The following is a 25,215-nucleotide window of genomic DNA, read 5'->3' as shown; positions in this document are numbered from 1 at the left end:
TCATCAGTCTTTCCCCTTGAAATACTTTTTACTTCCGCCCCATAAATTTGCCTTTTTTAAGTTCAGATATTCCTCGTATGCTCTCTCCAGCATCGTCCTCTCATTAGCAAATTTCAAAAGGTGATACGCTTCATGGTACTTGTAGTACCCTGAATCAATAAAATGTTCCTCGCGTTGTGGTTTACTGTAATAACTCTCAGAGCGCATGAGATACCAGTGGACATCTTTTTCCACCACATCTTCCGGCACATTAAAAGAATACTGGCTTTTTCCGATATACTTCACGATAGAAGCCTTTGCGCCGGTCTCTTCCAGCACCTCTCTCAGCGCTGTCTCCGTATACTCCTCACCTGGTTCTACGGTACCCTTTGGCAAAACCCATCCTTCATACTTATTCTTGTAGCTCTTGAACAGCAAAAGAATCTTGCCTCGAAATATTACCACCCCGCCACAGCTCGTTGCCTCAATCATTGCAATTCCTCCTGTTTGCGTTGTGTTTTCTAAACATGGTATTAGTATACAGCTATTTTTTTAAATCCGCAACTTTTTTCTTAATATGTCTTTACAGAATTATAATAGGTATTGAAGACCTCCCGGGCAATCGGTACTGCAGCCGAGCTGCCGGTTCCACCATCTTCTGCTATAACGCTGACTACAATATCCGGATCCTCTACATTGGAAAATCCCACGAACCAGGAATGAGTGGAGAAGTTTGCCTCCGATCCGGTATTTCCGTTAATCTCATATTCTGCAGAACCGGTTTTACCGGCTACCGTATATCCAAGTCCACTTAACGATGTCGCAGTTCCGCCTTCTACTACGCTCTGCATATAACTGCTCAGTATCTGTGCCTCATCGGAATTCATCAGTTTCTTATATTCCATCGTTTTCGTTTCACTGACTTCGATTCCATCTGAGTTTTCAATATGATCTACAAAGTATGGAGTCATCAGCACACCATCATTGGCAACTGCAGAAACAATCAGTGCCATATGGAACGGTGATACCAGTGTATCTCCCTGTCCAATCGCTGTCTGCATGGTCTCACCCACTGAAGAATTTCCGTTCAGTGAGAACTGACTGCTGCTGTACGGCAATACCGTCGGAAGCTTGCCATTGAACATCTCTTCCTTGCAAAGCTCGGCAAACTTGTCATTATCCAGCTGCAATCCGATATTTGCAAAAGAGGTATTGCAGGAATGCTGGAATGAGCCCTGCAGGTCTTCAAATCCATGCACTTCATAGTCATAACACTTGATGGTCACATCTGACTGAGTCATGCTGCCCTGGCAGTCATAAGTATAATTTCTGTAATCATTCGGGTATTCCCTCATAAATTCCAGCGTCGTCAGAATCTTAAAGGTAGATCCCGGAGGATACAGTCCCTGTGTCGCACGATTCAGCAGTGGACTTTCTGAATCATCTGCATTCAGTATCTCCCACTGGTTCTCCATATCATTCGGATCAAAATCTGGCTTGGATACCATGGCCAGTATCTTTCCGGTAGATGGTTCCATAACGACCACTGCCCCTTTATAGGCCCCCAGCGCATTGTAAGCTGCCTGCTGAAGCCGGCTGTCCAGGGTCAGTACCAGACTGTCTCCCCGCAGCTTTTCATTGTTCTTTTCACTGCCCACCTGATCCTGAATAGATGCATTGGAGGTCATCAGATCATTATTATAGATTGCCTCCAGACCAGACTTTCCGTTTACCGTATAACCCACCACATGGGCAAATACATTTCGCCATGGATACACACGGGTTTCTGTATTATCATCTGCCACATTGGTACCGGCCAGCACCTCTCCATCAGAAGAATAGATCGTTCCACGGATCACATAGGCCTCCTGGGCATCTCCCTTGGTATTGTTCGGATTGCGCTTCACATCATCTGTCAGTTTTACATTAAAGTAGACCAGATAGCCCACAAGGGCAAGAAACATGGTAGAAAACAGATAGGCCATTTTGATATATGCCTTATTTCTTACTTTCTTTGGCACATGTTTTTCAGCGGTCTTTTTCTTCTTCTCTTCCCGTTGTGGCTCTTCTTCATAGAAGTTCTGTTCAAAATTCTGTTCCATATTCTCTGAAGGAGCCCCGTTTACAAAGGATGGAATATCAATAGTCTTATCGGTAGATTCTTCCCTGTCCCATCTGCCATTCTCTTTCTTCTCTGAATCTCTCAATTTGTTCCTCCTCATCTTCCCGAAGAATATACAGTCCCTGAATAATTGCAAACATCATGACGGTACTCAGCATAGAACTTCCGCCGTAGCTGACCAGCGGAAGGGTCACTCCGGTCATCGGAATGAACTTCATGGCACCGCCTACCGTCAGGAACACCTGAACGGCATACATGGTTCCCAGTCCCAGTGCTACCAGACGGTAGAATCGGTTGGAAAGCCGCATGGCAATGTTCACGAACATAATATAACAGCTCATACATACCAGAATCACGCAGATGGCAAACAGGCCGCCCAGTTCTTCTGTGATGGCTGAGAACATAAAGTCCATCTCCACCAGTGGAATGCTGTCCGGTGTACCATTCATGATACCGGTTCCAAGCCAGCCTCCTGCTGCCATGGCAAAAAGTGACTGTGCCACCTGATAGCCACTTCCGGAATAATCCGCAAATGGATTCTGCCAGATCTCTACTCGTTCCCGGATATGGGCAAAGAGGTGATAGGCTCCTACCGCAGCCACCGATCCGGCTGCCACCCCGGCCAGCGCATAGAGCATCTTTCTGGTGGCCACATACAGCATGACCAGATAGGTCACAAAATAGATCAGTGCGCTTCCCAGGTCAGTAGAATAGACCAGAATCAGCACATGTAATGCCGCCACGACTGTAGCAATCACAATATCTTTAAAATTCTTTGCATTTCCCAGCATACCGGCAATGCAGAAAACAAAAATAATCTTTATAAACTCCGATGGCTGTACACTGATGCCGCCAATCACGAATCCCAGCTTGGCTCCATATGTGGTCTGTGCTGCCACTGCAACCACACCCAGACCGCCGATACCGATGATGGCATACAGCCAGGTCCATTTGGTCAGAACCCGTACTTTACGGATAATCGCCGGGATCAATAGTGCGACCACAGTCGAAATAATCACGATCTTAAACTGTTTCACACCTTCATCGAAAGACAGCCTTGTAATCATAATAAATCCAATGGTAATCAGCATACACATATGATTGACTACCAGCTTGGATGCTCTCGGATACAGATTCCGGAAAAATACCAGCGTTGCCGCAAGATAGATGAACTGTGCCCCATAGAGGAACATCAGATTCAGATCTCCTTTTTTCAGATACATGATCATAAATGCGATAAAATGTATCATGAACATCATCAGATTCTGTCTGATGAACAGGAAGTCTTTGTCATCTTCATCATTCTTACTGAAAACGATATAGCTCTGCATAGTATAGATCGCCATCAGAATCAGTATCGCATATCTTGAAAACTGAATAATTAAACTAACCACGTTATCTCCCCTTTATTCCACGCCTCGTTTCAAATGTCCCCGTGTGAATTCATCTCCCGGTACTTTCACTTCTCTGTGTTCGATCAATGCCTCTCTGTATCGCTGACATACTTCTCTTACCTGTGCGGCTGACTCTGTGGTAAAACTCAGACGGTAAGACGCCGGATGAATCGCCGCTACTGTTTTTTCCAGATCGGCCAGTTCGGTCGCTGCGCTGTTGTAAAGCACATTATAACAGAAACTGCAGTCATTCTTCACGGTAAAATACTTATTTTTACGATCCTTCAGCTGCAGAGTCTTACGCATCTTCCGGCATCCTGTGGTATTCTTCTGAAAGCACTGTGCAGTCACCATAAGAGGCGTATATCCGTACACGATCATTTCCCCGGGCATTCCCCCCTGCACCTGTCGAAGCTCCTGATCCGTCAGTTCTTCCGGCAGTGTGATCCAGTCAATATTCTCCTTTTTCCAGAAACGCATAGCTCTGCTGTTCCAGATATACAGATTGGCATCCAGCGCTATTTTACCACGATACCCCATATCCTGTAAATATTCCATCTCTTCCAGATTTTTGATCAGAAGACCGTCAAATTGCTCCAATATCGACATCATCTCTTTTTCCTGACGGAAATAGTTTCTGCTTTCTTCCCGGAAAATCCATGGCATCACATACCAGCACTGTATACTCTGTTCATGACACCTGGCAGCATCTGACGCTGCATACTCCTGAAATGCTTTTTGGGAGTCATAACGCATACTGCTGATACATACCCGGGTCACTGCATTCTGACGCAGCACTTCCCCAAGCTGTTCTTCCGTCTGAATCTCTGCGGTCAGAAACGGTGCCACCTGGCTGTATTCTGCATCTTCACAGACTGGCAGCGCTTTCTGCTCCTTGCGGAAATATACGCCCAGCATCTGCTGTCGCAATTCTTCTATGGCCCGTCTTCGCAGTTCATTTAATTCCTGTATTGGCACAAAAACAGACTCATCCAGATGAATCTCCAGATTCTTCCACTGAAAATCCGTCTGTCCCAGCTTACTGATCTGGCGCCGCACTTCCTCTTCCGTCACCGGGCGCTTCTGTGCCGCCTGTATCTGCTGACCGGTAACTGTGATTTTCTGTCCCTGGCAGCGAATCTCCAGCTGTGCCGGTTGTCCTTTTTTCAGTAGTAATACCCCATTGGCCTCTACTTTATAAGGGGTATCCAAATATTCTTTTTTCAGGCTCCGAAGAAGCTGCTCATTTCTCGTACGGTAGAACAGTGCTGATTTATCCGGCTTTACTTTTCCTGTCTTTATAGAAAATACTGCTCCTTTTGTCACTCTTGTAGTCAGAGTCACTTCTGTCTTTTCCTCTTTTCTGCTGCGAAGCTCCAGTACATCCTGTGGGTGCAGTTCTTCCAGCGCCTTCCAGCGAACTCCTTTTTCTGAAAAAACAGGCTTTGCCGCTTCTGTTCCCCAATGATTCGGCCGTTCCATGGACATCATATCCCGTCCATTGTGCTGTCGGTAATATCCGGTGGAAAATCCACCCCTGTTATATAGATCCATCAGAATACTACGGTCTTCCTCTGAAACCTGAAAATCCTTTTTTCCATACTGCAGATAACGGTCGATATATTTCCGGTAAACAGCCGTAATACCAGCTGTATATTCCGGCTTCTTCATGCGGCCTTCCATCTTAAAAGAATACACACCACTTTCGATCAGGTCCGGGATCAGATCCAGGGTGCACATATCTTTCGGACTCATCAGAAATGGCTGTCCCTCTCTGGAAATCTGTCTTCCATCCGCATCATAAAGCTGATACGGAAGCCGACATGGCTGCGCACATCTTCCCCGGTTGCCGCTTCTCCCGCCGATCATACTGCTTAAAAGGCACTGACCAGAATAACAGAAGCACAGGGCTCCATGAACGAAACTCTCTATCTCCACCGGTACCTGCCGGTGAATCCGACGGATCTCTTCCATGGAGAGTTCTCTGGCCGTCACCACTCTGGAGGCTCCGCGCTCCTTCAGCCATGCTGCTCCCCTGACACCTGTCACGGTCATCTGCGTACTGGCATGAAGATCCATATCCGGGAATTCTTCCCTTACCATCTGAAACACACCAAAATCCTGTACAATCACCGCATCCAGGCCTTCACGGTAAAAAGGCAGCAGATACTCATATACCTCTTCTATCTCTTTTTCCTTGATCAGGGTATTGACTGTCAGATATAGCCTCTTTCCACGGAGATGGGCATAGTCGATTGCTTCCTTCATCCGCTCTGTATCCAGATTATCTGCAAATGCTCTGGCGCCAAACTTCGTACCGCCAATATAGACTGCATCAGCCCCCGCCTTATACGCTGCCATCATGCTCTCATAAGAACCTGCAGGCGCCAGTAATTCTACCTTCATCTATGTTGTACCTTTCTAGTATAATAAATCAGGCTGCCGTAATCCTTCTACAGGATCCTGCAGCCTGTGTATCACTTTTTTTTCAAATCATCCAGCTGTCTCTGCAGATCAATCAGAGTATGCTTCAGATCGAAGATCTCCTTGTCTCTGGACGTAATCCCGTCTTCCAATATCTCTGCCTGCTTCTTCGCCTTGAAGTAATCATCGGCGATATTAAGCTGTGCCAGAATGCTCTTCATCTCATTGGACTGACGCTTATAGCTCTCCAGCTTCTGAATCTCAGTCAGCTTATTGTTCAAATAATAACCAACCTTCTGAATATATTCTTCGCTTTCATAACCACTGATCACAAAGATCTGACCATTAATGACCACTTGTGTCTGGTTTTTCGCTGACATAACACTTCCTCCTCATTCGTATGCAATCAGTATATCGAACTTCTACTGGAATTGCAAGCCCAGATGATGATAAGATTTTTCGGTTGCCATTCTTCCTCTCGGCGTACGGATGAGGAACCCTTTTTTCAAAAGATATGGTTCGTAGACATCTTCTATGGTTCCCGCATCTTCACCAATCGTCGCCGCCAGTGTATCCAGACCTACCGGACCTCCCTGAAACTTCTCGATCATGGTAGTCAGGAGATTGCGGTCTGTCACATCCAGTCCATAGGTATCCACTTCCAGCAGATCCAGGGCAAAGCTTGCAGTCTCCCTGGTAATTTTCCCATCATATTTTACCTGTGCAAAGTCACGGACTCTCTTTAGCAGACGGTTGGCAAGACGTGGAGTTCCTCTGGATCTTTTGGCCAGCTCTATGGCTCCCTCCGGTTCAATCTCCACATCCAGGATCTTCGCAGAGTTGCAGATAATTTCTGCCAGTTCTTCTTCCGTATAGAACTCCAGATGATGAATCACGCCAAAACGGTCACGTAAAGGTGCAGTCAGAAGTCCTGCTCTTGTGGTCGCTCCCACCAAGGTAAACCTTGGCAGATCCAGGCGAATCGAACGGGCTGCTGCACCCTTTCCAATCATGATATCAATGGCAAAATCTTCCATAGCAGGATACAATACCTCTTCCACCTGCCGGTTCAGACGGTGGATTTCATCCACGAACAGCACGTCGCCCTCCTGAAGATTATTCAGGATTGCAGCCATCTCTCCAGGCTTCTCAATCGCCGGTCCGGAAGTCACCTTCATGTGCACTCCCATCTCATTGGCTATGATTCCCGCCAGGGTTGTTTTTCCCAGTCCCGGAGGGCCATAAAACAGCACATGATCCAGCGAATCCCCTCTCTGCTTTGCCGCTTCGATATAGATCTTAAGATTCTCCTTCGCCTTCTCTTGTCCGATGTAGTCCTTCAACATCTTAGGTCGCAGACTGGTCTCAATACGGGAATCCTCTGGAAGAACCTCTGTTTGAATTACTCTTCTATCCATATATTCTCATTTCTCCTAAACTGTATCTGCTTATACCAACGAAAGTTTCTTTAATGCTGCCTTCAGCAGATCTTCCGTATTCATGTCTTCGCCGGTGTCTGCTGCACGCACTGCCTTCAGCGCCTCGCCACCAGAATAGCCCAGCGCCACCAGTGCCTGTACCGCTTCATCCTGTATCTGTCTGGTGGTACCTGTCGGTATCGTGCCTTCTGTGCTTTCTGCCAGAGAACTGTCGAAAGTCTCCTGCAGATCGAACTTATCCTTTAATTCCAGTATCATTTTCTGTGCTGTCTTCGGACCAATCCCGGGTGCCCTTGCAATGGCTTTGGCATCTCCTGCCAGCACAGCAAACCGGATATCATTGGCAGACAATGCCGACAGCATTCCCAAGGCTGCCTTCGGACCGATTCCGTTCACGCCCAGCAGTAGCTGAAATACATGGAGATCATCTTTTTTCAGGAAGCCATACAGCTGCATGGCATCTTCCCGCACCTGCAGATAGGTAAACAGCTTCACACGGTCTCGTCTGCCGGATAATGCACTGGCATCCCGCCCGGTGATAAAGACTCCATAGCCTACTCCATTCACGTCCAGAAGTACCTTCGCCTCTTCCAATTCTTCAATTTCACCTTTTAAAAATGCAATCATGTTATTCTCCCAGTTTCTGATAATGATACTGCCCTTTTTCTCCTTCCAGGCGATAACCTTCCCCGTTTCCCACCTGGAAATCATAATAAGAACCTGATGGTATTCCCACAGCTTCCAGAATACTCATCAGTGTTCCGCCATGTGCCACAATGGCAATGGTTTTCTCCACGTCCAGCTGTTCCCATTCTTTCTCCAGTCTGTAAAAAACGTTCAGACTTCTCTCCTGAAATGCTTCTCTTGATTCGCCTCCCGGGAACGGCAGACGGCCATTGCTGTCGATCCACCGCTGATAAGCTTTATTCCCGGCCAGTTCCTGATAGTTCTGGTTCTCAAATTCTCCAAAATTACATTCCCGCAAATCTGCTTCCAGATGTTGTTCTACGCCTGGAAACAGAATCTCTGCGGTTTCCCTGCAGCGCAGCATAGGACTACAATAAAGCAGATCTGGAATCGGATATCTATGCTTCTCCCGTATCTGAGCCAAAAAACACCGTCCCGGGTGGCACAGTGGTTCGTCTGTGATTCCTATGTAGCGTTTTTTCTGGTTGCCAAATGTCTCTCCATGCCGGATCAGATAAATCGTCATGCCCACTGTTCTCCTTTGATATATACCGGATTGCCCGCCAGTACACGGATCACAGATCTGGATTCCTGTGCGGCCAGGCAACAGATCCGGCCGGTTTTTTCTCTCCAGTCCCGTTCGAAACGATCCAGCGGCACAATGCCATATCCGATCTCATTAGAGATCAGGATAATATCTGGATTCTGATATTTCAATGTTTCAAAATAGATATCCACATCTTGTTTCTGTTCCATCATGCTGCGAATCAGCAGATGAAAGTTGCAGACAGCTTTTGCCTGAAATGTTTTTTCCGGTCCGCAGGATGCACCGTCCAGAATCTCTTCCTCCTGCAGGCCAAACAGTCTCTTCGCTGTTTCTTTTTTTCCCTGATACGCTCCGCCAATGATTAATTCCATCGTTTTACCCTATTAAGTGAATCGCAATTACAGTTACAAATGCCATAGCAAGCTCACACACCTGAAGGAAAAATCCTGCCAGGTCACCTGTGATACCGCCGAACTTCTGATAAGACATATAGTGGTACCATCCAAATACCAGCAGTGCAGTAAGAAAACAAAGACTTCCGATGACCGGATCTGTCAGCACCATGAGTACTGCACAGGCTGCGATATAAAGGATCATGGTCACTGCCACGGTTTTCTTCTGTGCAGAATCAGAAAATGTTGCCGCCAGTCCACTTTTTCTTGCCTTTTTAAATACGACAATCGCCAGTCCGCTAAATGCTCTGGATAACACATAGCCAATCGCCAGCAGACGGATTGCTCGCAGATCTGTTGCATGAAATACCCCATAATCCAGAACAAAATAGCAGCAGCCCATCAAAATTGCAAAAGCTCCTGCATGGGAGTCTTTCAGGATCTCCAGCTTTTCTTCCATCGTCTTGTAAGAGCTTAAAGCATCACAAGTGTCCAGGAATCCGTCAAAATGAATTCCTCCGGTCACCACAACCGGTATCAGGACCAGTACTGCCGTAAAAAAGTCTTCATTGCCGGTTACTCTCATTCCCGTCTTCATCCACAGCACCATACATGCACCAATTACTGCCCCGATCACAGGGAAAAAGCAGAATACATAACGCATCCGCTCTTTTGTCCAGTCGATATGTGGCATCGGTATTTTTGAATACATTGCAAATGCAATGATCAGATTATAAATCAGATTCATTTATTCTCCTTTTTGCATCACCGGAATCGTATAGACCACTTCGATCACCTGATCCGCCATCTGGCTCAGGTACTGATTCACGATTCCGAGGCATTTGATATAGTTTCTTGTCCATTCATCATAAAGCATTCCATCTGAAAAGACTTCATTGGTCACAATCACCAGATGGGCGCACTGCTCCTTTAGCCGGCTCACTCCGTTCAGGATCTTCCCTGCCGTCTGATCCATATGAGTCATACCGTCTTTGACAAATAATTCATTTGCCACCAGATTAGACATACACTCCAGCAGCACTGCCCCTGGTTCTTCCAGCTGTACATTCTGCAGATCATATGGGCATTCAACCGTTTTGAAATGCTTATCTGCCCGCATCGCCCTGTGCCTGTCTACTCTTTTCTGGCTCTCTTCATCTCTATTTTCCATAGTGGCAAGATAATAACGTGGAATCTGTCCAAACTCCTGAATGCGCTGTTCGGCATAGGCTGACTTTCCACTTCCACTGCCACCGGTCACTACAATCATCATATCTTCTTCCTATTTCAATTCCACATAAGCATCAATCTCGATGTCTTCAAATGTGCTCATCTGTTCATAAATTTGTGTAGCAAGATCCAGAATCGGGAATAAAGTGACTGCTCCGGTTCCCTCTCCCAGGCACATGTCACAGTGCAAGGCAGCTTCTTTATCCATCGCTGCCAGAATCTTTTCCGCTGCCGGTTCCTTTGACACATGGGATGCCATGATAAAGTCCTTACATGCCGGGCAGATACGGGTAGCGGTCAGTGCTGCAGTGCTGGAAATAAATCCATCCATCACAATCGGTACACGATAAATCGCTCCGCCAAGAAAGACTCCTGCCATTCCCGCAATATCAAATCCTCCCAGTGCTGCCAGCGCATCAATAGCATCGGTAAAGGCAGGGCTATAGTCTGCGATTGCTTTGCGTACCACAGCTATCTTTTTCTCCAGTGCCTTACTGGTCAGACCTGCACCCCTTCCGGTCATCTTTTCCACGTCTTCCTGAAGGAAATAAGAAGCCAGTGCACTGCTGGTAGTTGTATTACCAATTCCCATCTCTCCGGTAGCAATGATCTTGTAGCCCTGCCCGGAAAGTTCCCTTACCTTTTCAATGCCTACTTCCATGGCTCTCTCTGCTTCTTCTCTGGTCATGGCCGGTTCTTTTGCCATATTTTTTGTTCCATAGGCAATCTTATGATTCTCTAACTTCGTATCCACTGCAATTCCGATATCAATTGGAAAAATCTCTGCACCTGTCTGCTTACACAAAATCGCCGCAGTTGCTTTATCCGATAAAAAGTTCTCTGATACAATTGCTGTCACATTCTGCTCAGACTGGGTCACGCCCTCAGCTACCACACCATTATCTGCACACATTACAATCAGTGCTTTTTTATCATAGGTCACATTGGCATCTCCTGTGATCCCCGCTGTCTGAATGACCAGGTCTTCCATTTTACCAAGGCTGTGCAGAGGCTTGGCAATGCTGTCCCAGCGCTTCTTACTCAGTTCCTGTGCTCCTGTATCTAATGTATGTAGTGGATATTCTTTTTTGTTGATCGTTATCGTCATCTGTCTGTCTCCCTCCGGCTATGGTATCTGTTCATTGCCTTCGCAGATACAGAGGGTTTTGAACAGTCATTCGTCATCTTATCCATTATAAAAAAAACACATGTTTGTGTCAAGTAGCAGCCTCTGACGATACCTGTAATTCCCGGATAGATAAAATCTCACAGCTTCTTTCGAAACTGTGAGATTTCTCATACTTATTGATTCAATTCTGCAAGTGCTGCCTTATATTCCTGTGTATATCTGGATGCATATAACGGGAATGACTTCTTTCTGTAATTGTAAAGCTTCTTTAAGAACTTTGCGTCACTTGTGGTACTCTTTGGCTTAATTGCTTTTACCGCATTGACTGCACTTGTCTGTCCATGCTGAATGGAATAACTGAAGATAGCACCCTTTACCGCCTCCGATCTGGATGCAACATCAATACCGGCTGACTGAAGTTTACGTTCTACGTTATCATAGTAATTGATTCTTGCAAAAGTATCCTGCATCTCAGAAAATGTTCTGCTGTTACGCTTGTAGACCTGATGCCATGCTTTGAAAAAATCTGTGTTGTTATACAATTTGGCACCACTCTTATACTTGGCATATGGTTCGAATTCTTTGCAGACCAGAGGATTCGTCTCGTATGCATATTTTACAAACGGAAGTAACGCATAACGATAATCGAACTGATATGCACCACATGCCTTTCCTCCGTCTCCACCTGTCTGGTTGTACGCAGCGGAACCAGATTCAAACTTCAGGAAAAATAGCATTTCGCCTGTCGGTGCCCCGGATTCCGGTATTACCGTGCAGACTCCGCTGGAGTTAACAGTATATGTACGATCTCTGTATTCTACCGTGGTGTTGCGCAGCAGCTCCCCGGTATCCGGATCAAAGTAATACAGATTGCCACCAATAGAGAATACGCCTGTTGCCTTCTGTCCTTTCATTGGTTTGGTCTTGATCAGGTAATAGGTCTTATAATTGGCGGTCATCCATCCGGTCATCATATAATTATTAAAATAATAATCATTGCCATTCAGAGTTACCCAACCAGTCTGCATCACGCCTTTTTCATTAAAACAATAAGTTCTCTTATTCTTAAATGTAAACAAGCCCGTTGCTGCATATCGCTTGCCACTGATAAAATAATATCTCTTATTCTTTACAGTCACCCAGCCAGTCTTGTTAACACCCTTTTTATCGAAATAATAATATTTCCCCTTGATTCTTGTCACTCCGGTAGCTACTCTTCCATTCGCCTTGGCATAATAGCGCTTCTTCCCAACCTTGAACCACTTGTTTTTTACCAGCTTGCCGTTGGATCCATAATAACGGATCACACCACTCTTGGATGTTTTAAATCCGGTCTTTGCTGCACTGGCCTGCACCGGAATACATAACACTGCCAGCATCAGTAACAGCGTCAGCCAGATTCCTGTTTTTCTCTTTTTCACTTTGTTTCCTCCCTTATCCAAAATAATGTTCCCCAATCTTCAGTGTTCCACTGAAGGTGTTAAAATAATAATATCCTTTCAGCACAGATCCATGCTCCAGCACATACTTTGCTGCTTTCACACACTGGGTCTGAATGGATCGTCTGCTGTAATACAGGCTGGATAATGTACCATTCCCCGCTGGTGTAAACTGACCCGACTGGAACAGGACTCCTTTGATCGTATTCGGGAATCTCTTGCTGTTTACCCGGTTCATTACCACACTGGCCACGCACTTTTTCCCATAATAGGACTGATTGCCTGCCTCCAGATAAGTGATTGCGGACAGCCAGCGGATCTCTTCCTGCGTCGGTGGATTCTTCGGGTTCTTATTCCCTCTGGTAATGACGCCCTTCTCATTCACATAACTGTCATCCACCCACTGACTGGTCACCATCACGCCATCTTTTCCGTAGTAATTCTTATTGACCCATTTGGAAACAGCTTTTCCCGTCTCCCTTTCACAGTAACAGATCCCTTCGGTCGTCTTTACCTTTCCAAAACGACGTTTTCCCTTCTTGTCATAATAAAACCAGTACTTACCGTTCTTCTTCCAGGCATCACAAACCATCCTGCCGTCCGATCCATAGTAATAACAGCCGACTCGTCTGTTACAGACTCTCCCGGCACTGCGTGTTGCATAATACCAGTCGTCACCAACCTTGAATCTTCCAGTCTTCAGATTACCACGTTTATCGAAATAATACCACTTCTTTTTTATCTTTTTCCATCTGGACTTCACGTACTTCCCGGATGATGTGGTATACTTCCTCCCCGCCGCCGTCTGCTTCCAGGCTGCCGATCCGCCTGCTCCCCCAAGCAGCAGAACTGCACACATCACAGCAATTGAGATATATAGTTTTTGTCTTTTCATAATTGTCCCTCTCATACTTTTGTATTTTGTTACAAAAATATTAAAAAACTATTGTGATTATAATACATTATGTTGCTTTTGTCAACTTTACTGTAAACTTCTCAAATAATAACACATATCATTCCATTTTTTGATTCATCCAATACCCGTCCGATTACCTTTCGGATCTTATTCTGGCTCTCCTCACTGAACTGATTCAGTTTGGTCTGCATGCCTTCCTGCATCAGCTGTTCCACTGTTTTTCCAAAGACATTGATCTCCCAGATTCCTTCGGATTCTTCTGCGCCCTCCCTGATATAGCGAATCAGGTCTTCTGCCTGCCCTTCCGTTCCCACAATCGGAGAAATCTCGGTGTCGATCTCGGCACGGATCAGGTGAATCGTAGGGCTGGTTGCTTTCATTTTCACTCCATACCGGCTGCCTGTATGTGTCATAACCGGTTCTTCCCACTGAATCTCTTCTCTTCCGGGCAGAATCACACCGTAACCGGTCTCTCTGACATTTTTTAATGCGTTCTGCACAGACTCATATTCCTTCTTCAGCCCGCTCAGTTCCCTGATCAGGGAAATCAACTGGTATTCTCCCTCGATCGGAATGCCTGACAGTTCGCTAAGCATCCCGTAATACTCTTCTTCTTTGACTCCGATCTGGAACCGCAGTATGGTATCTTCTTCGGTTCCTGCCTCTTCCCGAACCACTGTTTTTACAAATGGCAGGCTTTTCAGTCTGCTCTCTATCCGCTCTGTCCAGTTTTCTTCTGACGTATTTTTCATTTCCTCCTGTAGAATCTGGATCATTGTCTGCTTCATTTCATGATCCTGTGGCAATGTTTCCATCCATTTGGGAATGTAGCATTCTATCTGATACATAGACAAGAACCCCCTTCTTATACTTTTTTAAGTATATTCAAAGGAGGCTCCATTTATGTCTTCGGCCATGCCGTCAATATTATGCTTTTTCTCTTTTTTTCTTCTGTATCCGCGGTTTTTGTTTCAAATATACATTCCGGGTATACCAGAAGCAGGCATCCTCGCCTTTTTCATCCAGAATCCGGAGAAGATGTTCGATCTCCTTCATGGTCTCCGGATGCATCAGATAATGGCTTTTCCCTTTCAGGAAATAAATCAGTGGGTCGTGCTGGGTATATTTTTCTTTATTATACACTTTGGATGCTGCGATCCGGTCTGCCAGCATCTCTGCCACATATTTTTTGGGCATTCTCATGCCACCCATGGCATGATCCTTATCATCGATCTGATAATCAATCCAATATTCAAAATGATGCTTGTTCCTGCCCTTGTGATGAAGCCAGGCGGCGGAATATCCTTTATCTTCCCGCTCTGCATTATTAGGGCTTCGGTCTCCCTGATAATATTTGGCTCCCACCAGGAACTCGGATGGCATGTATTTTGACATGTCATGCATCAGTCCCTGACGGTAAAGCCCAAGCTTGAAGCAATGCTCCAGCACCAGCTTTTTATGTTCCGTAATTGTTTTAAAATGTCCTGCCGGATTCCACATCCCCGTCTTTACACTCCTGTTCCCCGATCAGCAGCACCACGGTGCGCTCCGGTATCTTTATCATCTTCTCTTTTTCTTCAATGGCTTTTACCCCTGTCAGTACGCTGTCCTTCTGGAAGGTATCAATCTTCCAAAACCACTTCATCTTTTCCGGAAGCTTTGGCAGTGCCAGTTCCTGTGGCTGTGGATGGAAATTGTAGATCACATACAGAAAACGCTTCTCTTCCACATAGCTTCCGCAATAAAGCATGCCAATCTGTCTTTTTTCATAACCAAAATCGCCATACCATGCCTTTTTACTATGATAAGACAAATCAGGATAACCACATGCTTTCCGGTCAACGAAGCAATATTCCTTTTTGCAATGCAGCAGTTTTTCAGACTTACGAAGTGCGATCAGAGCACGGACAAAGCTGACAAACTTCTGATTTTTCTTATATGCACCCCAGTCCACCCAGGCTACTTCATTATCCAGACAATAAGGATTGTTATTTCCATTCTGTGAATTTCCAAATTCATCTCCTGCCAGAAGCATCGGTGTTCCCTGGGAACACAACAGCATCATCATGGCATCTTTTTTCAGTCTGGTACGCAGAGCTGTCACATCTCGCTTCCTGGACTCGCCTTCCACGCCACAGTTCCAACTGTAGTTGCACTGACAGCCATCCCTGTTTTGCTCCCCATTGGCTTCATTGTGCTTCTGATCATAGGAAACCAGATCTTGAAGGGTAAATCCATCATGACTGGTGATGTAGTTGATCACGCCATATCCAGATGGATTCCTTCTGGTACGATAAGCCAATGCCTCCAGCATCCCTTCGTCTCCTTTCAGGATGCGTCTGCAGTCATTCATAAATCCATCATTCATCTCCGCCATCTGGGATCTCTGAAGCATCTCTTCATCAATCTCCCCACAGTAGCAGGACAAAATCTTGCAATCTGAAAACAGTGGATCTCCGGCAAGATGCCTTGCCAGATCGGTATCTCCCATGATTCGAAAACCATCAATCTGATATTCTTCCATCCAGTACTGTAAGATCTTTATCTGCTCCCGGAGTACGGTCTCCCTGGTAAAATAGAACTCCAGAATCACTTCCATCTGATGTTCATGAAAGGCCTTTACCATATTCTTGCATTCCAGCACAGGATTCTCTGTGGCTGAATAGTTTTTTTTCGGTGCATAATAGAAACCGGTCTTATAACCCCAATAGTTCTTCTGAAGCGGCACTTTTTTCAGAGGAGTTCCTTTTTTATCCAGCTTTTCTGTCGCTGTCTCCTGCTCTTCAAATTCACAGACTGGCATCAGAATGATCTGGTTCACCCCCAGCTTTTTCAGATAGGGAATCTTTTCCTGAAGTCCCAGAAAAGTACCCCGGTGAGCCACACCTGACTTCTCATGCATGGTATAGTTGCGCACATGAAGATGATACATAATTCCCTCTTCATAAGGAATCTGCGGCTTTCTGCTTTTCCCCCAGTCAAAAGTCTCCGGCACAAATTCCCCCATGGTCACTTTCCCATCCTCTGACTTCCAGATTTTTCTGGCATGGGGATCCGTCACTGTCTTCCCCTGAATCTTATACTGATAGCGATATGCGTCTTCCTCCAGATCACGCACTTTTATGGTGCGAAGACTTCCCTGTGTATTCTTTTCCGAAAACGGGATCTCTGCCGCCAGTTCTCCGGATTCTTTCGCATACAGGCACAGAGAAGCGGCTGCTCCTGCCGGTACTGTAACTGTAAAACAGATTCCCCCTTCTTCCATTCTTACTCCAGGCTCATAAAACTCTCCTGTCTTTTCGTCAATGTTAAACGCTTTTTTCATACTGTATCCTAATGCCCTTTCTGTAAGAATTCATTTGGTTTTAGTATAACACAGGATTTTCAAAAATCCAATGTTGCATTTATACGTGCTTTCTGATAAAGTGGAATTTAAGATGCGAATTATTCGATCAATAAAATGAAATGAGGTAAAAAAATGAGCGATCAGAATTTTGATGCAGGATGCAATGGCAACTGTTCTTCCTGTGGCAGCGACTGCGAACCAGGACAGGCTACTGTTACTCTTACACTGGATAACGATGAAGTCCTGGAATGTGCCATTCTTACCATTTTCCCGGTAGGCGGAAACAGCTATATTGCACTGCTTCCACTGAATGAAAATGGGGAAAATGAAGATGGGGAAGTATTTCTGTACCGTTATAAAGATGAAAACGGCAATCCTTCTCTGGAAAACATCGAAGATGATGATGAATACGATCTGGCTGCAGAGGGCTTTGATAACTGGCTGGACACCCAGGGATTCGATGCCATGGATCTGGATGACATCGTGGAATAATTACAGTGTCAAAAGGTCTGATCCCACCTGTGCTTGCACATGGGTGGGGGGAATGACCTTGGGACACGGAGCAATTCGTGTAATTATGTATCAATACCTGACAAAAACGGAGAATCCTTCAGGGGTTTTCCGTTTTTTTCTTTTATAGAACAGATATACAGCTTCTCCGATGCCCTGGTCATCCCTACATAGAACATTCTTCGTTCTTCTTCTACATCGGACTGCAGCACTGCTTTTTTATAGGGAATAATACCTTCATTGACATCCAGTATGAATACCAGTGGATACTCCAGACCCTTTGCGCTGTGCAGAGTAGAAAAGGTCACCTGATTCTCTGCTTTTCGATCCCTTTTATTTTGATTCTTCAGCATCTCTCCATATTCTTTGATATGAGCAAACCACTCTTCCGTTGTTTTGAAACCCTTCGCACTTTCCTGCAGCTGATCCAGCAGATCCAGAAGATCCTCCGCCGCCATCTTGCGATACTCGGCATATTCCTGAAGATAGCCCTCATATCCGATTCCATGACGGATATAGTTGATCGCGGTATAAGGATCCATTTTTCGTAACATGTTCAGATCCGATTCCAGCTGGTCGATCTTTTTGATCATCCAGTATTTATCATCATAAAAACGTCGCAGACGCTCAAAATCTACCGTTGGCTGATCCAGGCATTCCCGTCCCACATACCGCTTTGGCCGATTGATGATCTGTAACATAACAGAGCGTTCTCTGTTTCCTGCTGCTGCCTTCAGATAGGCAATCATGTTCCGTGCGATCCAGTGTTCATAAATATTGGGGATCACATCCCGCATATAAAATGGCACATTGTATTCCATGAATCGCTGAGAAATCACTCTGGCATCCATGTTGTTGCGGTAAAGCACTGCCACCTGGTCATAGTTGCCGCCTTCTGCCACATAATCCTTTATTTTTTTCATGATAAAGAGGCTTTCCTGATTCTGATTCGGGAACTTCAAAAATCCAATCGGAGCCCCCTCTTCTTTTACCTCTTTGATCTCCTTGTCATATCTGGTTACATTTCGGCCAATCACTTTTGCTGCTGCTTTTACAATATTTCCCGGACATCGAAAATTATAATCCAGCACAATCTTATGAACATCCGGATAGGCCTTCGGAAATTGCAGCATAATCTCTGGTTTGGCTCCACGGAATCGATAAATGGACTGGTCATCATCACCCACAATAAACAGATTATTCTCCGGTTTCGCCAGAAGACGGATGATCTCATATTGTAGTTTATTGATATCCTGAAACTCATCAATCAGTATATACTGATACCGCTTCTGCCATCCAGCCAGGATATCTTCCCGCTGGGTCAAAAGCTCCCAGGTACATACCAGCAGATCATCATAATCCAGCAGATTTTTCTGTGCCATTTTCTCCTGGTACTCCCGATAAATACGGCGAAAGATCTCGTCCGAAACCGAAGAGGAATAATAATGCTCCAGGGGGATCTGCTCAGATTTTACCGTACTGATCTCCTGTGTCAGACTCTTTAGCAGTTCTGCCTCATCTTCCACATCCAGATTTATTTTGGAGATGATATCTTTTAAAAATCCATAGCAGACATCTTCTCCTGCGATATTGGCCCCGGTCAGACCATAGGCATATTTCAGGATCTCAAAAAAAACAGAATGAAAAGTGCCAAACCGCACCATCGTGCGTGATTCTTTCCGCATCTTCAGAAAACGCTTTTTCATCTCCTCTGCGGCAGCCCTGGTAAAGGTCACCACCAGAATGTTGCCTGGATGGATCCCGTAATGTTCAATCAAATAGCTGGTTCTGTGAGTAATCACCGTTGTCTTACCAGAACCAGGGCCTGCCAAAACCATGGCAGGCCCCTGAAAATGTGTAATTGCTTCTTCCTGTGCTTTTGTAAAAGCCATATTATGCATTCTCCAGTTTTACGATGGCATCATTCAGACGCTTCAGACTTTCTTCTTTACCCAGTACTTCCATGATCTCCGTTGCTCCTGCAGGAGTCATCTGTTTTCCGGATACGGCAGTACGGATCGGCCACATCACGTAGCCATTCTTGTATTCATGTTCCTTTGCAAAGCCTACCAGCAGCTCGTACAGAGCATCGTTGCTGTAGTCTTCCTGAGCTTCCAGGACTGGCACGATCTCCTTCAGGACCTTCAGGGAAGTCTCTGCATTGGTCTTCATCTTCTTGTGTGTATACATAGCCACATCATATTCTGGTACTTCTTCAAAGAAGTCAATCAGAGGCATGATGTCCGGGAAGATCTCAATACGGGTCTTCACCATAGCTGCGATCTTCCTGAAATCCAGATCTCTGGTGATGGCTTTCTTCATGTATGGCAGAGCCATCTCGTAGAACTTGTCATCATCCATTGCTTTCATATATTCGCCGTTCATCCATTTCAGTTTGTTGATATCAAATACAGCCGGAGACTTGCTCATATGATGATAATCGAATACTTTTACCAGTTCATCCAGAGAATAGATCTCTCTGTTTTCTGGCGGGCACCATCCCAGAAGTGCTACGTAATTAATAATTGCTTCGGATAAGAAGCCCTGCTCCAGCAGATCTTCGTAGGAAGAATGGCCGCTTCTCTTGCTCAGCTTCTTATGATTCTCATCAGTGATCAGCGGGCAGTGTACATATACCGGCACTTCCCAGCCAAATGCATTGTACAGTCTGTTGTACTTCGGTGAAGAAGAAAGGTATTCATTTCCTCGTACGACATGACTGATCTCCATCAGATGGTCGTCTACAACGTTAGCAAAGTTGTATGTAGGGAATCCATCAGACTTGATCAGAATCATATCATCCAGCTCAGAGTTCGGTACTTCAATAGTTCCATAGATATCATCTTCAAACTTGGTTGTTCCTTCCTGTGGAACATTCTGGCGGATGACATATGGTACGCCTGCTGCCAGTTTGGCTTCTACCTCTTCTTTGCTTAAATGCAGACAGTGCTTGTCATATACAGAGATCTCTTTTCCTGCCACCACCTGCTTCAGAGATTCCAGTCTTTCTTTGTCGCAGAAGCAGTAATATGCTTCTCCTTTTTCAATCAGCTGCTTGGCATACTTCATATAAATGCCCTGTGCCTGACGCTCACTCTGTACATATGGACCATATCCCTTGTCAATGTCCGGACCTTCATCATGCTTCAGTCCTGCATCTTCCAGTGTACGGTAAATAATCTCCAGTGCGCCTTCTACAAAACGTTCCTGGTCTGTATCTTCAATACGCAGAAGAAAATCTCCTCCTTCATGCTTTGCAATCAGATATGCATATAATGCTGTTCTTAAGTTTCCAACATGCATTCTGCCTGTTGGGCTTGGTGCAAATCTTGTTCTTACTTTACTCATCCTGCTCTCCTCGATTCATTTCAAACATTCATTGCAGCCGGAATATTTTCCTGCTGCAATTCGCTCTTTTTATTTTATACGAATTTTGCCAAATAGTCTAGGAAAAATCCTTACGAAAAATGAATTTTTTACTTGCAAATCTTCTCTGTTTTGAGTATAATAACATACGTGTCAGAAAACATCTGATATAAGCTTCTGTAGCTCAGCTGGTAGAGCGCCGCATTCGTAATGCGTAGGTCGCCGGTTCGAATCCGGCCAGGAGCTTTTTTGTTGCTCAAAAATACTTTTTTTCAGCAATCGCATGCTTGCTCTGTGAACCTTCTATTTATTATGAGATACATAAAGCCCCGGGAAGCTCTCATTTTTCGCTTTCCGGGGCCTTATCTTTTATTTATATAAGATGATCGGGAATCCTGCATCCACATATTCATAAATCGTGGCTGCGACCTGTGGTGGCAGGTTCACACATCCATGACTGCCATCTGTCTGGTAAATATTGCCTCCGAATGCACTTCTCCAGCTTGCATCATGCAATCCCTGACCGTATACGAATGGCATCCAGTACTGGACAGCTACTTCATAGCCGTAGATATCACTGCTCAAAGTCGCCGGATGCTCTGTATAGGCAATCGGATAAGAACCTTCATACGTGGACCAGTCTTCCTGCTCACCCGTCTTCTTATTGACACCTACCGGCTGACCGGTTACCACATCAGAATCCAGAATCTGCTGTCCCTCAGAGTAAAGCCACAGATGCTGACCAGTCAGGTCTACTTCCACGTAACCATTTACCAGGTCATCATTTCCCTCTCGGCCATTTCCCGCTGTCGTATAAACTGGCTCTCTGCTTACCGGCTGACCGCCTTCCAGATCTTTCACCAGCTGTTCGTACTCTCCGTCTTCGTCAATCCAGTAACCATATTCATTGTTCTCGATCACGACCTGATTGCCCTTGGATGTGGTGAAATTTCTTGGCACATACTGGGTATTATACTGGGCGCTGAGCCCGGAAATGTAGTCTCTCATAGCACTTTCATCCAGTGTAATATTTTCATTATCTACCTGTACCCAGGATTGAATGATTGCAGAATCCAGCACTTCTGTTACGGATCCGAATTCATAGGTCACTTCTGCATTTTCATAACTTTCCAGTTTGCCATTCAGTTCAGAAAGATGATTATTCAAATCTGTCTGATCCTCGGTTACAGCAGCATCCCTGTACACTTTTTCATCTACGTTGATCACAACTTTTGACTTCAGCAGATCTTCACTGAAGCTGTTATTCAACTGTTCCTGCGTCTGATTCTGCAGCTTTGCATCATCAATCTCAGTTCCCAGAACAGATGGCACAATCTCATATCTCTTTGTAGATTCGTTATACGTTATGTAAGCATCTGTAGATGCGCTTCTTGCCTGGTCCGAAGTCAGATGGGCACCGACAAAGGCCGCCTTCATCTGATCATCATTCCACTGTACCTGGTACGGCACTGTATAGTTCTTTTCTTCCTCAAACAGGATCTTGCATGGCTCCCGATTATCCTTCAGGCGCTGCAGTTCGCTCTTCAGGGATTCCATATCCAGAGAATAACCTGCATCCTTTAAAGACACGTTGTATTCGTCTTTTCCATTTTCATCAAATTCTACCATGGTATCCTGGAACTTTTCTTCTAGCTTTGCTGCTGCATCCTCTACGCTCATCCAGGAAACATTCACGCCATATACGGAGATCTTGCATCCCATGGTTTTTCCATCCATGATCCGGTCATAGGCGCAGTATCCGCCGGCTCCTGCCGCTGCCACCAGTACCAGTACTCCAAGTCCGATGGCAATTTTCTTTCCTGCCTTTCCAGACTTTTTCTCTGGAACATATTCTCTTCTGTTCCTGCTTCTGTTTCTTCTGTCTCTTGATCTTTCTGCCATAATTCCTTTTTCTTTTCCCCCTTGCATGACCGCATTACTACTTCTTCTGTCCTTCTTCCAGAGAGAGTACCCGGCATACGGTCAGCTTATCTTCTTCTACTGTAAAATGTATATCAACATTGGCAAATGCAATCTTATAGATCTGCTCCGCATGATTGTGATAAGGCGGTCGTGGATCCTGACGCAGCATCTCGATTGCACCAGGCCGCTTCGTCTCTTCTACCATCTCAAGCCATTTTTCCGGAAATTCCACTTCCAGTACATGGTCTTTTACCTTTGCCCCAAAGCCACTTCTTGCGTCCGGATAGGCATCCGCATAAGCCAGATATGGCTTGATGTCGTACACCGGCGACCCATCCATCATATCGATTCCTGACACAATCAGCACCGGCCCTTCTGGTGTATCCCACTGAATCTCTTCCAGTCTGACACAGGTCAGCCCTATGGGATTGGGACGAAATGGCGATCTGGTAGCAAATACTCCCTTGTGTACTTTTCCACCAAGACGGGGTGGCTTCACTGTCGGCACCCATCTGGTACGTTTCACTTCTGAAAATCCCCACAGCAGCCAGAGATGGGAATATTCTTCGATTCCTTTAAAAGCTGCCGCCTTGCGGTACTCTGGCTCCAGCACCACTCTGCCTGTCAGAGATTCTGCGAATATTCCCTGCCGGGGAAGTCCAAATTTGGTGGGAAAATCCGTGCGGATTCTCCCTATCATCTGTAATTCCTGTTTCATAATACTCCTGGTATTTCTTCTATTTCATAAATCGGTCAATGGCCTTATTCAGCTCTTCGATGGCCTCCATGTCCCCGGTCTCTACCGCATCCACCAGACAATGCTGGATATGATCCTGCAAAATCACTTTTCCGGTATTATTGATCGCTGACTTTACTGCAGACAGCTGAATCAGCACTTCGCTACAGTCTCTGCCGCTCTCGATCATTTTCTTGATAGACTCCAGGTGGCCAATTGCACGGGACAGACGGTTCAGTACCGCCTTGATCTGTTGTGGATCGTGGGTATGGGTATGCGAATGGCTGTGACTGTGCTGAACCACAGTGCCATCTTCCAGCACATGGGTGTGGATGCCCTGATCCTGTATCTTATTTTCTGACATATCTGTTCACTTTCTGTGTTTTGTATTACTTCTGTCATCATACCACAAAATGACGGATAAAAAAAGGGGCACGGACACTTTCCTGTTGTTTGCCCGAACCCCTGCTTTTTTTACAGAATCCGTATTCTTAATACGCCCTGTACGTTTTTCAGTTTTTCTACCACCTCATCCGTAATCTGTGTATCCAGATCAAAGAGAGAGTATGCATATTCGCCCTTGCTCTGATTTGCCATGTTGGCAATGTTCATATCTGCCTCACCAAGGACAGATGCGAACTGACCGATCATGTTCTTGATGTTTTTGTGGTTGATTGCCACACGGCAGACACCTTTGCATTTACCCATGTCACAGGTCGGATAATTTACGGAATGATTGATATTACCATTTTCCAGATAATCCATCACTTCTTTTACTGCCATCACCGCACAGTTATCTTCAGATTCACTGGTTGATGCTCCAAGATGCGGTGTCACGATACAGTTCTTCACACCTGCTGTGGTCGTATTCGGGAAATCACTCATATAGCGTCTGATCTTGCCGGACTGTACTGCCTTTACCACGGCTTCTTCATCTACCAGAAGATCTCTTGCATAATTCAGAAGGATCACTCCATCCTTCATCTCTGCGATGGCCTCCTCATTGATCATCTTTTTGGTACTCTCCAGAAGAGGTACATGAATAGTGATATAATCACATTCCCGATAAATATCGTTCACATCGGTAATATGTGTGATCTCTCTGGACAGGTTCCAGGCAGAATCGACAGATATGTATGGATCATAGCCATATACTTCCATCCCAAGATGGACTGCAGTATTGGCTACCAGAATACCGATCGCTCCCAGGCCGATGATACCCAGCTTTTTACCCTTTATTTCGCTTCCGGCAAAATTCTTCTTTTCTTTTTCTGCCAGTTTGGCAATGTCTTCATTACCGCTTTCTGCTTTTACCCAGTTGATACCATCTGCCAGATCTCTGGATGCCAGCAGGAGTCCTGCAATGACCGCCTCTTTCACACCGTTTGCATTGGCTCCTGGAGTATTAAAGACTACAATTCCCTGCTCTGCACAACGCTCCAGGGGAATATTGTTCACTCCGGCCCCGGCTCTGGCGATTGCTGCCAGCTTATCTGAGAATTCCATATCATGCAGTGCAGCACTGCGTACCAGCAACGCATCTGCGTCTTCTTTTACTTCTGTCTTTGTATATTGATCTGTGAATTTCTGCAATCCCACTTCTGAGATCGCATTCATGCAGCTGTACTGATACATC

General features: G+C 45.5%; 24 protein-coding genes and 1 tRNA gene. 2 read left to right on the top strand and 23 right to left on the bottom strand.

Features of this window, described 5'->3' with window-relative positions:
* Positions 1-3: 3 nt before the first annotated feature.
* The 17 genes from OCV47_RS00415 to OCV47_RS00335 all read right to left on the bottom strand — a co-directional run bounded on the left by OCV47_RS00415 (position 4) and on the right by OCV47_RS00335 (position 17,023).
* Positions 4-471 (bottom strand): NUDIX hydrolase, encoded by a 468-nt coding sequence (locus tag OCV47_RS00415; protein ID WP_256296154.1) that lies wholly within the window; start codon positions 469-471, stop codon positions 4-6.
* A gap of 80 nt (positions 472-551) precedes the next feature.
* Positions 552-1,964, bottom strand: a complete 1,413-nt coding sequence (locus OCV47_RS00410; RefSeq protein WP_262653436.1) for a peptidoglycan D,D-transpeptidase FtsI family protein — start codon at positions 1,962-1,964, stop codon at positions 552-554.
* Positions 1,965-2,127: 163 nt separating this feature from the next.
* Positions 2,128-3,495 carry an FtsW/RodA/SpoVE family cell cycle protein gene (locus OCV47_RS00405; protein WP_256296152.1) on the bottom strand — a complete coding sequence of 456 codons (1,368 nt, stop codon included), beginning with the start codon at positions 3,493-3,495 and terminating at the stop codon, positions 2,128-2,130.
* Between the two features lie 12 nt (positions 3,496-3,507).
* Positions 3,508-5,901, bottom strand: a complete 2,394-nt coding sequence (locus tag OCV47_RS00400) for a U32 family peptidase (protein WP_262652995.1) — start codon at positions 5,899-5,901, stop codon at positions 3,508-3,510.
* Positions 5,902-5,972: 71 nt separating this feature from the next.
* Complete coding sequence (locus OCV47_RS00395; protein ID WP_256296148.1) at positions 5,973-6,299, bottom strand: cell division protein ZapA; 327 nt, start codon at positions 6,297-6,299, stop codon at positions 5,973-5,975.
* Between the two features lie 42 nt (positions 6,300-6,341).
* Positions 6,342-7,337: a Holliday junction branch migration DNA helicase RuvB gene (gene ruvB / locus OCV47_RS00390; protein WP_256296146.1), complete on the bottom strand. Its 996-nt coding sequence runs from the start codon at positions 7,335-7,337 to the stop codon at positions 6,342-6,344.
* Positions 7,338-7,367: 30 nt separating this feature from the next.
* Positions 7,368-7,985 carry a Holliday junction branch migration protein RuvA gene (gene ruvA, locus OCV47_RS00385; protein ID WP_256296144.1) on the bottom strand — a complete coding sequence of 206 codons (618 nt, stop codon included), beginning with the start codon at positions 7,983-7,985 and terminating at the stop codon, positions 7,368-7,370.
* Position 7,986: 1 nt separating this feature from the next.
* Positions 7,987-8,571, bottom strand: a complete 585-nt coding sequence (locus tag OCV47_RS00380) for a histidine phosphatase family protein (RefSeq protein WP_262652993.1) — start codon at positions 8,569-8,571, stop codon at positions 7,987-7,989.
* Positions 8,568-8,963: a bifunctional adenosylcobinamide kinase/adenosylcobinamide-phosphate guanylyltransferase gene (locus tag OCV47_RS00375; protein ID WP_117448697.1), complete on the bottom strand. Its 396-nt coding sequence runs from the start codon at positions 8,961-8,963 to the stop codon at positions 8,568-8,570. Before OCV47_RS00375 ends, OCV47_RS00380 begins: the two co-directional genes overlap by 4 nt.
* A 4-nt stretch (positions 8,964-8,967) precedes the next feature.
* Positions 8,968-9,732, bottom strand: coding sequence for an adenosylcobinamide-GDP ribazoletransferase (locus OCV47_RS00370; RefSeq protein ID WP_262652991.1), 765 nt, complete (start codon positions 9,730-9,732; stop codon positions 8,968-8,970).
* Positions 9,733-10,257, bottom strand: a complete 525-nt coding sequence (locus OCV47_RS00365) for a bifunctional adenosylcobinamide kinase/adenosylcobinamide-phosphate guanylyltransferase (RefSeq protein ID WP_262652990.1) — start codon at positions 10,255-10,257, stop codon at positions 9,733-9,735. It abuts the gene before it with no gap.
* 9 nt (positions 10,258-10,266) lie between these two features.
* The gene (cobT, locus tag OCV47_RS00360) at positions 10,267-11,322 is read right to left on the bottom strand and encodes a nicotinate-nucleotide--dimethylbenzimidazole phosphoribosyltransferase (protein ID WP_262652988.1); all 1,056 of its coding nucleotides are present in this window, start codon (positions 11,320-11,322) and stop codon (positions 10,267-10,269) included.
* A gap of 194 nt (positions 11,323-11,516) precedes the next feature.
* Positions 11,517-12,764, bottom strand: coding sequence for an N-acetylmuramoyl-L-alanine amidase family protein (locus OCV47_RS00355; RefSeq protein ID WP_262652986.1), 1,248 nt, complete (start codon positions 12,762-12,764; stop codon positions 11,517-11,519).
* 13 nt (positions 12,765-12,777) lie between these two features.
* Positions 12,778-13,677 carry a cell wall hydrolase gene (locus tag OCV47_RS00350; protein ID WP_262652983.1) on the bottom strand — a complete coding sequence of 300 codons (900 nt, stop codon included), beginning with the start codon at positions 13,675-13,677 and terminating at the stop codon, positions 12,778-12,780.
* Between the two features lie 101 nt (positions 13,678-13,778).
* Complete coding sequence (locus OCV47_RS00345) at positions 13,779-14,546, bottom strand: stage IV sporulation protein A (protein ID WP_117448703.1); 768 nt, start codon at positions 14,544-14,546, stop codon at positions 13,779-13,781.
* 79 nt (positions 14,547-14,625) lie between these two features.
* The gene (locus tag OCV47_RS00340; RefSeq protein WP_256296121.1) at positions 14,626-15,198 is read right to left on the bottom strand and encodes a DUF5662 family protein; all 573 of its coding nucleotides are present in this window, start codon (positions 15,196-15,198) and stop codon (positions 14,626-14,628) included.
* Positions 15,173-17,023: an alpha-amylase family glycosyl hydrolase gene (locus OCV47_RS00335; protein WP_262652980.1), complete on the bottom strand. Its 1,851-nt coding sequence runs from the start codon at positions 17,021-17,023 to the stop codon at positions 15,173-15,175. The genes OCV47_RS00340 and OCV47_RS00335 overlap by 26 nt, the downstream gene beginning before the upstream one ends.
* Before the next feature lie 153 nt (positions 17,024-17,176).
* Here OCV47_RS00335 and OCV47_RS00330 point away from each other — a divergent pair, with 153 nt between their 5' ends.
* Positions 17,177-17,536: a DUF1292 domain-containing protein gene (locus tag OCV47_RS00330; protein ID WP_262652978.1), complete on the top strand. Its 360-nt coding sequence runs from the start codon at positions 17,177-17,179 to the stop codon at positions 17,534-17,536.
* 83 nt (positions 17,537-17,619) lie between these two features.
* On the opposite strand, the gene OCV47_RS00325 is transcribed toward OCV47_RS00330, so the two are convergent.
* Both OCV47_RS00325 and gltX read right to left on the bottom strand, forming a co-directional pair.
* Positions 17,620-19,446, bottom strand: a complete 1,827-nt coding sequence (locus tag OCV47_RS00325) for an ATP-dependent helicase (protein ID WP_262652975.1) — start codon at positions 19,444-19,446, stop codon at positions 17,620-17,622.
* A 1-nt stretch (position 19,447) separates the two neighbouring features.
* Complete coding sequence (gene gltX, locus OCV47_RS00320) at positions 19,448-20,902, bottom strand: glutamate--tRNA ligase (RefSeq protein ID WP_262652973.1); 1,455 nt, start codon at positions 20,900-20,902, stop codon at positions 19,448-19,450.
* A 191-nt stretch (positions 20,903-21,093) separates the two neighbouring features.
* Here gltX and OCV47_RS00315 point away from each other — a divergent pair.
* A tRNA-Thr gene (locus tag OCV47_RS00315) sits at positions 21,094-21,166 on the top strand.
* Between the two features lie 123 nt (positions 21,167-21,289).
* Here the strand turns inward: OCV47_RS00315 and OCV47_RS00310 are convergent.
* The 4 genes from OCV47_RS00310 to OCV47_RS00295 all read right to left on the bottom strand — a co-directional run bounded on the left by OCV47_RS00310 (position 21,290) and on the right by OCV47_RS00295 (position 25,214).
* Positions 21,290-22,822 carry a L,D-transpeptidase family protein gene (locus OCV47_RS00310; RefSeq protein WP_262652972.1) on the bottom strand — a complete coding sequence of 511 codons (1,533 nt, stop codon included), beginning with the start codon at positions 22,820-22,822 and terminating at the stop codon, positions 21,290-21,292.
* Between the two features lie 37 nt (positions 22,823-22,859).
* A complete protein-coding gene (tsaA, locus tag OCV47_RS00305; RefSeq protein WP_256296111.1) occupies positions 22,860-23,561 on the bottom strand; it encodes a tRNA (N6-threonylcarbamoyladenosine(37)-N6)-methyltransferase TrmO in 702 nt (233 codons plus the stop codon).
* Between the two features lie 19 nt (positions 23,562-23,580).
* On the bottom strand, positions 23,581-23,943 hold the full coding sequence (locus tag OCV47_RS00300) for a metal-sensing transcriptional repressor (protein ID WP_117448710.1): 363 nt from the start codon (positions 23,941-23,943) through the stop codon (positions 23,581-23,583).
* Positions 23,944-24,053: 110 nt separating this feature from the next.
* Complete coding sequence (locus OCV47_RS00295; protein WP_262652969.1) at positions 24,054-25,214, bottom strand: phosphoglycerate dehydrogenase; 1,161 nt, start codon at positions 25,212-25,214, stop codon at positions 24,054-24,056.
* Position 25,215 lies beyond the last annotated feature (1 nt).

The organism is Muricoprocola aceti (genome assembly GCF_025567005.1).
Lineage (GTDB): Bacteria > Bacillota > Clostridia > Lachnospirales > Lachnospiraceae > Marvinbryantia > Marvinbryantia aceti.
Note: the sequence above shows the minus strand (reverse complement) of the source record. Positions and strands in the feature narration are given on the sequence as shown.